We start from the raw sequence: 9,565 nt of genomic DNA, 5'->3' as shown, positions 1-9,565 counted from the left end.
CGCGGCGAGCGCGTCCGGGCCGCGGGCCCCGGCGGCGAGGAACCCGGCGAGCAGGGCGTCGCCCGCCCCGACGGTGCACCGCGGGCGGTCGACCGGGGCCGTGCCGGTCACGATCCCGTCGTCGTCCACCAGCACCGCGCCCTCGGCGCCGAGGCTGACCAGCACCGCCTTGGCGCCGAGCGCGCGCAGCTCCGCGGCCGCGCCGATCACGTCGGACAGCCGGTCCACCGGACGGCCGACGGCCGCGACGAGCTCCTCGCGGTTCGGTTTGATGAGGTCGGCGCCGGCGCCGGCCGCCGCGGGCAGCGCCGGGCCGCTGGTGTCCACGGCGACGCGGACCGGGGTCGGCGCGAGGTCCGCGCACAGGTCGCCGTAGAAGGTCTCCGGCACGCCCGGGGGGAGGCTTCCGCACGCGACCACCCAGCTCGCGCGCGCCGCCTCGGCGAGCACGGCCCCGGCGACCGCGTCCAGTTCGGCGCGCGTCAGCCGGGAGCCCGGCTCGTTCAGCTTGGTCACGACGCCGCCGGGCTCGACGATGGTCACGTTCGACCTCGTCCGCCCGGCGACCGGCACGACCCGGACGACCAGGTCCTCGGCCTCCAGCAGCCGCCGGAGCCGGGCGCCGTCCGGTCCCCCGAGCGCGAGCACGGCGACCGAGGGCACGCGCGCCACGAGCAGCACGCGGGAGACGTTCACCCCCTTGCCGCCGGGACCGAGCCGCGCGGGACGGGTGCGGATCACGGCGCCGCGCGTCAGCGCCGCCACCTCGATCGTGCGGTCGAGGCTCGGGTTGAGGGTCAGTGTGACGATCATGCGCCGGCCGGACCGCGATCGTCCGAACCGGTCCCGGTCACGTCCCCGCGCACACACCCCACCCGCCGCCCTGATGTCATGTTGGTTCATATCCGACTTACATTGATTCTCCTTTGCCTACACCCGATTGACCGGAAACTCAACCCGGATTCGGGATCCAGGCGCGTGGATCGTTCCCATATCCACACGCCCTCCAGCGCAGTTCTCGCGCTCGCGAACGCACGGGTGAACGAGGAGAACCCAGGCCACGCCGGGGGTACCGCACCGCGCGAGGCGCGTGGGATCACATGTGGTTTTCCACAGATTCGGACATCCCGCGGTCCGGGCGACGTCCCGAAGTTCCACGTCCCGGGCTTGACTCCACACACGAACCCGAGTAAACACAGATAAAACAACATCAAGTCCCACGCGAAACCCGCCCCGGGCCGCGGATCCACACCGATCCGCACGACCCGGCTCACCGCCGGCCCCCGGCCGGCATGCCCGATCACCCCCCTCCGTCGGGCCGGACACCCCCGCTCCACCGTGCGAGCGAAAGGAAAGGGCCGATGGCAGCGGCAGGCGAAACGCCTCACGACGCCCCGGGCACGACCGCCGGCCGGCGGACGCCCGTGCTGGAAGTGGACGGAGACACCAGATGAGACTGACGGCGGGCTGGGCGGCCCATGGCGTGCCGCGCCTGCTCGTGCGGAACGGAGCGCTCACCGACGTGGGCCAGGTGGCCGCCGACCTCGGCATGCGGAACGCGCTGGTGGTGACCGACCCCGGCGTCCGCGCCGCGGGCTGGGCCGACCCCGTCGCGTTCTCGCTGCGCCGGGCCGGCACGAACGCGGCGGTCTGGGACCACGTCCGGCCCGGTCCCCCCGAGGAGGTCGTGCATCGCTGCCGCGACCGGATGCTCGCGGACGAGCACGACGGCCTGGTCGCCGTGGGCGGCGGCAGCTGCGTCGACGTGGCCAAGGCGGTGTCGGGCCTGGTGGCGGCCGGTGGCCGGCTCCGCGACCACGAGGGGCCGGGCCGGCTGCACCGGGCCGGTCCCCCGGTGATCGCGGTGCCGACGGCGCTGTGCGGCGGGGCGGAGGTCTCCCGGCACGCCGTGATCACCGGCGCGGGCGGGCACCGGTACACCGTGAGCGGTCCCCCGCTCGCGCCGCGGGCGGTCGTGGCCGATCCGCGCGTCTTCGGCACGGCGCCGCGCGAGGTGCTCGTCGACACCGTCGCCGACGCGCTGATCCACGCGGTCGAGTCCTACCTCGCGCGCGCCGCGACGCCCTACAGCGACATCTTCGCCCGCGCGGCGGTCGCCTCGATCACGCGGGCGGCCCCACGGGCGCTGGGCGCGCGGCCGGACGCCGGCACCTGGATGAACGAGCTCGTCACCGGCTGCCTGGCCGCGGGAGTGGCGATGGCCGAGACCGACACCGGGCCGATCCACGCCCTCGGCTATCCGCTGACGAGCGAGTTCGGCATCCCGCACGGCCGCGCGGGCGCCCTGGTCGCCGGTTCCGCGCTGCGCGCGCTCACCCCCGCCGCGCCGGACCGCTGCCTCGACCTGCTGGACCTGTGGGCCGCGCCCGGCGGCCCCGCCGAGCCGGCGGGGCTCGCGGGCTCGGTGGAGAGGCTGATCGAGGGACTCGGCATCCGGCGGTCCCTGGCCGCGCACGGGGTGCCGCGCAACCGGCTGTCCTCCCTGGCCGAGCAGGCGGCCTCCCACCGGCCCGTCCTGCGCAACGCGCCGGCGACGCTCACCGAGACCGACCTCCACGCCGTCTACGACCTGGCGTGGACGTCCGCGGGAAGGGTGCGGCTCTGATGCCGGAGACCGCCCCGGAGGCCCCGTCGATTCCGGGGCCGAACCCACGGACCACCACCGCGGCGGGCGAAAGCACCGCCGCCTGACGACCCGCCCATCGACCAGCCCGTCCACCCGCCCGTCCACCAGGGGCGATTCGCATCGCCCGAATTCAACGCGCCAAGGCAGTCGGCTGCGGATTACCAATGCCACCCGGTGGCCACAGTTGTGTGCGCCACACCCGAATTCATTCCCGAAAAAACTCGAACTCCGAGCCTTGACTTTCTGCGGCAGGTTTCTTTACCGTTTAAGTCAAGGATTGAAGGTGCGGCTCATTCATCCGGCCACGGGGGCACGGATGCCGCGAGAAGAAGGGAAGAACGCTATGCGCAGGAAGATCGCCCTGTTCGCCGGGAACGACCTGACCAGTTCTCTCTGGAACCGGACCGGTTCGCGCGTCTGCTTCTATGAGCACACGAACTACGGCGGTTCGCTGCTGGCGATCGTCAACGCGGGTGACTGGCGCGGCAACGTGGGCGCGACCGCCAACGACAAGATCTCCTCCTGGCGCGCGTGCTGATGGCCCATTTACTCGGGGGCGCAGGAACAGGGTCCTCCTGCGCCCCCTTCCCCCTCAGGAATTGACCCCTCCGCCGAGCTTCAGGATCAAGCTCTGCCGGAAGCCGAACGAATTTTGACATTGTTGTGGAATTGGAAAGGCGGTACCCAATGATGAAGAAGGCCCTGCTCGCCGGCGTCGTGGCGACGGCCTGCGCGGCGGTGACCATGTCCACCGCCGGCATCGCCCAGGCGAGCCCACCGAAGAACCCGAACGACTGCCCCAACGGCTACGTCTGCGTCTGGGGCGACATCAACTACGAGGGCCGCTACCTCTTCAACCCCGGCACCGACCGCGCGAACGTCGGCAGCTTCATGAACGACCTGACCAGCTCGCTGTGGAACCGCACGGGCTCCCAGGTCTGCTTCTACGAGCACGCGGACTTCCGCGGGGCCACCCTGGCGATCGTGCCCGCGGGCAGCTGGCTCTCCAACGTCGGACCGGCGGCCAACGACAAGATCTCCTCCTGGCGAGACTGCTGACCCGGCCTGGGCCCGGCTGACGTAACGGTGGACGGTCGGCCACCGTCCGAGATCGGGCCCACCCCAGGGCGTCCAGTACGGGCGCCCCCCAGGGGGCACAGGGGCACCACACCCTGTGCCCCCTTCGGCGTGCGCGCCCTCAGAAGCCGGAGATGAGCCGGCCGAGCACGCCGTCGCATGAATCCCCGTTTCCGAAGCGGACACCATCGTCTTGCGTTGACGGTGGTACGAAGAGTGGGGGCCGCCAAGAGTGAGACCGGGTCAGGGGACCCCAGGACAGGGAGCACGCGTTATGGACTTCAAGCTCGAACTGGTGCAGGTGCCCGTCTCGGACGTCGACCGCGCGAAGGCGTTCTATACCGAGAAGGTCGGTTTCAACGCCGACCATGACCATCAGGTCAACGACGAGATCCGCTTCGTCCAGCTGACACCGCCCGGATCGGCGTGCTCGATCAGCATCGGCACCGGCCTCGGGGCCGACATGACGCCGGGCTCGGTCCACGGGTTGCAACTGGTCGTGGCGGACGCCGACGCCGCGCGCGCCGAGCTGGCCGGCCGCGGGGTCGAGGTCAGCGAAGTGGAGGAGTTCCCCTGGGGCCGCTTCGTCTACTTCAAGGACCCGGACGGCAACGGATGGAACGTCCAGGAGATCCAGGCCCCCGCCTGAGCCGTCCGCTTCACGGATCCGCCCCGAGGGGGTATCGGGCATGGCGCAGTGGTTCACGCGAGAGATCTCCGACACCGGCCGGCTCAGGTTGTTCTGCTTCTTCGTGGCGTTCATCGCCGCGTTCGCGTTCATCCGCTTCAGCGTGCGGATGATCCGCCGCCAGGCGCGTTGGTGGCCGGGCAACGTCGCGCCGGGCGGGCAGCACGTCCATCACGTGGTGTTCGGCCTGGTCTTCATGTGCGTGGGCGGGGTGGGCGGCCTGGCCATCACCGAGGACTCGTCCGGCTGGGCGGCGGCGTCCGCCGCCCTCTTCGGGATCGGCATGGCCCTGGTCCTGGACGAGTTCGCGCTGGTCCTCCACCTGAAGGACGTCTACTGGAGCGAGCAGGGCAGGCTGTCGGTCGAGGTCGTCTTCATCACGGTCGCGCTGTGCGGGCTGTTGCTCCTCGGGCTGCGGCCCCTGGGCGTGGACGACCTCTTCCAGGGCGGCGACAACTCCAGCGGCGATCTGTGGAACGTCGCCGCGGTCCTCCTGTTCGACCTGGGCCTGTCCGTCATCGCCCTGCTCAAGGGGAAGATCTGGACGGGCCTGATCGGGCTGTTCATCGGCGTGCTGGCCCTGGTCGGGGCGATCAGGCTCGCCCGCCCGAACTCGCTGTGGGCCCGCCGCCGCTATGCCCCGGGGTCGCGCAAGGAGCGGCGCGCCCAGATCCGCGAACGCCGCTACCGGCAGCCGCTGGAGCGCCTCGGCACCACCCTGGGCGACCTGGTCGCGGGCCGTCCGTCCAAGAGCTGAGGCCCCCGCCCGCCGCACCGTGGCGAGGCCGAGCGGCCGGACGGGGCCATCGGTCAGCAGCTCAGGTTGTCACCGGCGGGGACGCCGAGGAGCTGCGTGAACCTCTTGTAGGCGTTCACCCGGCTCTGCACCTGGGACGGGTTGCCGCCGTTGCACTCCAGGCTCCCGTTGATGCTGCGGATCGTCTCTCCGAACCCGCGGCTGTTGACCATCGCGTTGTGCGGGGTCATGGTTCCCGGGCCGTTCTGGGTCATCCAGTACCAGAGGGCTGTCTTCCACGAGACCGCGGCGTCCCGCTCCACCAGGTACGGGTTGTTCAGCAGGTCGATGCCGAGGGCGTCACCGGCCGCCTTGTAGTTGAAGTTCCAGCTGAGCTGGATGGGACCGCGCCCGTAGTAGGCCGCGCGCCCGGCGGGGCAGCCGTACGGCTGGCTGGTGTCGCAGTAGTGCGGGTAGTTGCTGGTGTTCTGCTCGACGATGTACACCAGCCCGCCGGTCTCGTGGTTGACGTTGGCGAGGAAGGCGGCGGCCTCCTGCTTCTTGATCGTGTCGCTGCCGGTCTTGGCGAACGCCGGGAAGGCCGCCATGGCCGCGGTCAGGCCGCCGTAGGTGTAGAAGGAGTTCCGGCTCGGGAACATCTGGCCGAACTGCGCCTCGCTGACCACGAAGTCACCGCTGCTCGGAGGGTCGCCGGGGCCGGGGCCCCCGCCGCCGCAGGCTCCCTTGTCCGCCCACACGTCATCACCGCCGGGGGTCTGGTTCTGCGTCCACCATTTCGCCGACCAGTTGTGCCCGCCGTAGGACACGACGGCGCCGCCGGTGTAGACGGCGGAGGCGCTCCACGCGGCCGCGCAGTCCGCGGCGGCGGCCGGCGGCGCCGTCACGACCGGGAGCGCTCCCGTCGCGAGCGCGGCGGCGGCGAGCGGCGTCAGGATGCGTCGCACCTGATCACCTCCTGTATTTATAGGAAACTTTCCTAATGGAAATGCCACGGTAACCCCGCCTTCAGCGTCGGGCAAGACATTCGCGCGGGCCCGGTCCGACCACCGCAGGCCGGCGGCCGGACCACCGAAAGAATTGTCAGAACCGTCGATCGAATAGGCACCCGCATGGCAATACCTGCCTAATCGAGGCCACAGGGAGACACGTCCTAGGCTCTGCCCATGGAACTGGAGTTCCGCCACCTCCGGGTCGTCCTCGCTCTGGTGGACGCGGGCACGCTCACCGAGGCGGCGGCCCAGCTGGGCATCACCCAGCCCGCGGTGTCGGAGACCCTGCGCCGCGCCGAGCGGGCCGCGGGCGGCGCCCTGTTCCGGCGCGGGGCGCACGGCGCCTCGCCCACGCCGCTCGGCGAGCTGGTCGCCGCGCACGCGCGGGGGGTACTCGACTCGCTGGCCCAGCTGAAGGCCGCCGGTTCGGCGCTCCAGCTGAGCTGCACGCCCGGCACGCTCCAGCCCCACCTGGTCGTCCTCGCGCCCGAGGCCCTGGGGAGGGCGGTGGACGTGCACGCGGCACCCGAGTCGGCCGTCCCCGTGGAGCTCGTCGCCGCCGGCCGCGCGCACGCCGTCCTCGCGACGGACTTCCCCGGCCACGAGCACCCCGAGCTGCCCGGCGTGCGGCGCACCCCGGTCGCGGACGAGCCGATGTTCGTGGCGGTCGCCGAGGACGGCCCGCTCGGCGCCCGGTGCGAGGTGGACCTCGCCGACCTCACGGGCCTCACCTGGGCCGTGACGCCCATCAGGGACCGGCGCCGGGCCTACCTGCTGGACGCGCTCACCAGGGCGGGCCTGCGGGCGCGCGTGCGCACGGTCGACCACGGCGCGGCGTTCGGGCTGGTCGCGATGGGCCGGGTGGTGCTGCCCGTCATGCCCGGCGCCAGGCCGCGGGCGGGCATCGTGTTCCTGATGCTCGCGGGCACGCCGCTCACGGTGCGGACGAGCCTGTTCTGGCGGGCGGACGGCCCGTTGCGCCCGGCCGAGGTGAGCCGGTTGCGCGACCGGCTGGTGGCCGCGCAGCACGGGCTCGTCGAGCGGACTCCCCTCTACCGTGAGTGGCTCCGCAGGCACCCGGACTGGCGGACGACGCCCTCCAAGTAAGGCGTTCCATGGACGGCTCCGAGCGCGCCCCCGGCTCGTCCCATACTCATGAGGCCGAGCCCAGCCAGCCGTCGTGGCGGTCGAACCAGCCCGGTACGCGGCACCGCTCCCGCGCCGCCCGCCGGTAGGCCCGGACCAGCTCGGCGGCGACCCGCCCGGCCTGCGTCCGGGCGCGGGAGGACGACAGCAGCACGTGCCGGATCCGCAGCGGCGAACCGCGGATCTCGGCCGCCGCCCCCGCCATGCCGCCGGGGCCCGCCAGCGCCTGCACCAGCGTCACCACGGGATCGCCGCGCCGCACGGTCTGCGCCGCGCGGAGCAGGTCGGGGGTGCGGATCAGGGGCGTCCGCACCCCGGCGGCCGCGCACACGTCCCGGACGTGCCCCGCGAACTCCCCGCCGTCGAACCGGTCCATCAGCCAGACGAACTCCACCAGCCGCGCCAGATCGACGACGCCCTGGTGCCCGACCTCGGGCGGGACCATCACGAAGACCGGCTCGTGGCCGACCTCGACGAGCTCGACGCCGTCGGGGACGAAGCACTCCCGGCCGGGGTAGTCCACGTGCGACACCAGATCGAGCTCGTCGGCGACCAGCGCGTTGACCGCCTCGGCGCGGCTCTCGACCACGGTCAGGTCCACCGGCCGCTCCGGCGCCGCGGTCGACGCCGCCTCGCCGAGCAGGGCCGCGAGCACGGTGGGCAGGACGCCGACGCGCAGCTGCGGCCGGTCGCGCAGCGCGCGCATCGCCCGCGCCAAGTCGTCCAGGCCCGCGAGGACGGTCCGCGTGTGCCCCAGGACCGCCTCGCCCAGCGGGGTCGGCGCCATCCCGCGCGCGGTGCGCTCGAACAGCGCGCCGCCCACCGCGCCCTCGATCCTGCGCAGCTGGGCCGTCAGCGCGGGCTGCGAGGCGCCCAGCCTCGCCGCGGCCCGGGTGAGGCTGCCCTCGGCGCGGATCGCCTCAAGGGCCCGCAGGTGGCGCACCTCCAGCTCCATGGGCCGAGTATGCGCCCGCGGCCGCCGCAGGAAAGCGGCCATCAAAGAATGTTATACGGATTCATGATGTCCACCGCGCGGCTTCGTACGGCTACTCTCCATCAGGTCGGCGTCCGAGAACATCGACATTTCGGGGGGATCAACCGGCAATTATCGGCAACGAGAAAGGAGCCGGAGTTGTCCCCATCCAGATGCGTCACCGCGGTGCTCGCCGCCCTTGCCGCGCTCGTGCTGGCCGGCGCCCCCGGCGCCCAGGCCGCCCCCCGGCGGGCGGCGGTGCAGACCATCTCCTACGACGCGAGCAGGGCCGCCGAGCTCACCTCACTGGTCGACCAGGCGGCCGAGGTGTGGAACACGCGCGTCACGAACGTCCGGCTGGTCAAGGGGACCGCCGGCGTCTCGGTGAGCACCGCCCAGAGCGGGCCGGCCCCCGGGATGTCCAGCTGCGTCGGCTGCACGCGCGGGCAGATCACCCTCTACCGCAACCAGATCAAGCAGTCCGGCGCGGGCACCCTGCGCGTGATCGTCCACGAGTTCGGCCACATCCTCGGCCTCAACCATCCGCAGGACATCGGCAACTGCGACAAGGTGATGGCCGGCGGACGGTGCGAGAACCCCTATCCCAACGCCGACGAGCGCGCCGCCGTCGACCGCTTCTGGGGCCGCCCCCGGCCCCAGGCCCGGCCCGCGCCGCGCCCCGCCGACGAGAACCGGACCCTCCGCGCGCCCGCGCTGGTGAGCCGGTAGACCACCGCCCCCCGCCGGACGGGGCCGGACCGGGACGCGGTGTCCCGGTCCGGCCCCGCGGCGCGTCCGGCCCCAACCCGTACCGACGGACGCGCCGTTCACCCCCTCGGGAGGTAGACCTCGACGACCCCGTCCACCTGGCGTACGGCCAGGCGCGGCAGCGCGGGGATCGGCGCCTTGAGCCGGTGGTACAGGACGGCGCCGTCCAGGCCGAACAGGGCGCCGTGGCAGGGGCAGCGCAGCCGCGCCTCCGCCTGCGCGGTCAGGCGGCAGCCCTGGTGGGTGCACACACCGGACAGGGCGCGCAGCCGCCCGCCCTCGCGGGTCACGAAACCGTCGACGCCGTCGGCGGTGAAGCCGTGGACGGCGCCCTCACGCACGTCGGCGGCGTTGACCACCGGGTGCCACGTGCCGAGGTCGGGCGTCAGGGTGCCGCCGCCCGCCGCGGGCGGGTCGTCGTGAGTCGTCCGTTCGGCCGTCACGCCGGCGGCGGCCCCGGCGGCCCCGGCCGCGACGGCGCCGCCGACGAGCAGGCGCCGGCGGACCGGCACGCCCGGGG

General features: G+C 72.9%; 11 protein-coding genes. 7 read left to right on the top strand and 4 right to left on the bottom strand.

Translation table 11 applies throughout. The features are described 5' to 3' along the window. Nucleotides 1-813: 1-phosphofructokinase family hexose kinase (locus E1291_RS34340; protein WP_131742237.1), on the bottom strand; the 813-nt coding region annotated here is incomplete at its 3' end. A 637-nt stretch (nucleotides 814-1,450) separates the two neighbouring features. Between E1291_RS34340 and E1291_RS34335 the strand changes: the two genes are divergently transcribed. The 5 genes from E1291_RS34335 (at nucleotide 1,451) to E1291_RS34315 (ending at nucleotide 5,169) form a co-directional block, all read left to right on the top strand. Next, complete coding sequence (locus tag E1291_RS34335; RefSeq protein ID WP_131742236.1) at nucleotides 1,451-2,626, top strand: iron-containing alcohol dehydrogenase; 1,176 nt, start codon at nucleotides 1,451-1,453, stop codon at nucleotides 2,624-2,626. 364 nt (nucleotides 2,627-2,990) lie between these two features. Continuing rightward, the gene (locus E1291_RS34330; RefSeq protein WP_165495425.1) at nucleotides 2,991-3,185 is read left to right on the top strand and encodes a peptidase inhibitor family I36 protein; all 195 of its coding nucleotides are present in this window, start codon (nucleotides 2,991-2,993) and stop codon (nucleotides 3,183-3,185) included. A 149-nt stretch (nucleotides 3,186-3,334) separates the two neighbouring features. Next, a complete protein-coding gene (locus E1291_RS34325; protein ID WP_131742234.1) occupies nucleotides 3,335-3,706 on the top strand; it encodes a peptidase inhibitor family I36 protein in 372 nt (123 codons plus the stop codon). Between the two features lie 292 nt (nucleotides 3,707-3,998). Beyond that, entirely contained in the window at nucleotides 3,999-4,373 is a 375-nt protein-coding gene (locus tag E1291_RS34320; RefSeq protein ID WP_131742233.1) for a glyoxalase superfamily protein, read from the top strand. A 40-nt stretch (nucleotides 4,374-4,413) separates the two neighbouring features. Next, the gene (locus E1291_RS34315; RefSeq protein WP_131742232.1) at nucleotides 4,414-5,169 is read left to right on the top strand and encodes a hypothetical protein; all 756 of its coding nucleotides are present in this window, start codon (nucleotides 4,414-4,416) and stop codon (nucleotides 5,167-5,169) included. Nucleotides 5,170-5,222: 53 nt separating this feature from the next. Here the strand turns inward: E1291_RS34315 and E1291_RS34310 are convergent, their stop codons facing one another. Beyond that, on the bottom strand, nucleotides 5,223-6,113 hold the full coding sequence (locus tag E1291_RS34310; protein ID WP_207401090.1) for a glycoside hydrolase family 19 protein: 891 nt from the start codon (nucleotides 6,111-6,113) through the stop codon (nucleotides 5,223-5,225). Between the two features lie 219 nt (nucleotides 6,114-6,332). On the opposite strand from E1291_RS34310, the gene E1291_RS34305 reads away from it, so the two are divergent. Beyond that, complete coding sequence (locus E1291_RS34305) at nucleotides 6,333-7,265, top strand: LysR family transcriptional regulator (RefSeq protein ID WP_131742231.1); 933 nt, start codon at nucleotides 6,333-6,335, stop codon at nucleotides 7,263-7,265. 46 nt (nucleotides 7,266-7,311) lie between these two features. On the opposite strand, the gene E1291_RS34300 is transcribed toward E1291_RS34305, so the two are convergent. Then, on the bottom strand, nucleotides 7,312-8,301 hold the full coding sequence (locus E1291_RS34300; protein ID WP_131742230.1) for a LysR family transcriptional regulator: 990 nt from the start codon (nucleotides 8,299-8,301) through the stop codon (nucleotides 7,312-7,314). Nucleotides 8,302-8,436: 135 nt separating this feature from the next. On the opposite strand from E1291_RS34300, the gene E1291_RS34295 reads away from it, so the two are divergent. After that, entirely contained in the window at nucleotides 8,437-9,006 is a 570-nt protein-coding gene (locus tag E1291_RS34295) for a snapalysin family zinc-dependent metalloprotease (RefSeq protein ID WP_165495424.1), read from the top strand. A gap of 98 nt (nucleotides 9,007-9,104) precedes the next feature. On the opposite strand, the gene E1291_RS34290 is transcribed toward E1291_RS34295, so the two are convergent. Beyond that, the coding region (locus E1291_RS34290) for a Rieske (2Fe-2S) protein (RefSeq protein ID WP_131742228.1) at nucleotides 9,105-9,565 on the bottom strand (461 nt) is incomplete at its 5' end.

Origin of the sequence: Actinomadura roseirufa, from assembly GCF_900659635.1 — a bacterium.
Taxonomy (GTDB): domain Bacteria; phylum Actinomycetota; class Actinomycetes; order Streptosporangiales; family Streptosporangiaceae; genus Spirillospora; species Spirillospora roseirufa.
The sequence above is the reverse complement of the archived record's forward strand: the minus strand, read 5'-3'. Positions and strand labels throughout refer to the sequence as shown.